Source organism: Mesorhizobium sp. M8A.F.Ca.ET.218.01.1.1 (genome assembly GCF_004791165.1).
GTDB lineage: Bacteria > Pseudomonadota > Alphaproteobacteria > Rhizobiales > Rhizobiaceae > Mesorhizobium.
The window spans coordinates 1-305 of sequence record NZ_SRUZ01000163.1; the positions used below are offsets into that span (position 1 = coordinate 1).

Consider the following 305-nt stretch of genomic DNA (forward strand, 5'->3'; position numbering starts at 1 on the left):
AACCCATCCAAGCCAACCAGCTTTTCGAACTCGCCGTGATGGTTCTGGACCCAATGTGTCCAGAACTCCGCGTGATCCAGGGTCTGAAATGGCTTCTTTGCCCGATCGATATAAAGAATTGTGATGCCCACCCCATCCAGCGACGTCCCATATGTGCGGTCGGCGGCGCTGTTGAGGTATTTTTGGTAATCCAGTCCCGATCGGTACTGCGAGTAAATCGTCGTATGCTCGATCATGTCAGAGGCGACCACCAATCGCTTGGGACTGCCCTGTTTGGCCAAGCTGCTATCGAAGAGCGACAGCTT

1 pseudogene is annotated in these 305 nt (G+C 53.8%); it reads right to left on the reverse strand.

What is annotated here, in order from left to right:
* Positions 1-281: pseudogene (locus tag EN861_RS35255) on the reverse strand (hypothetical protein); the annotation flags it as partial.
* Positions 282-305: the final 24 nt, after the last annotated feature.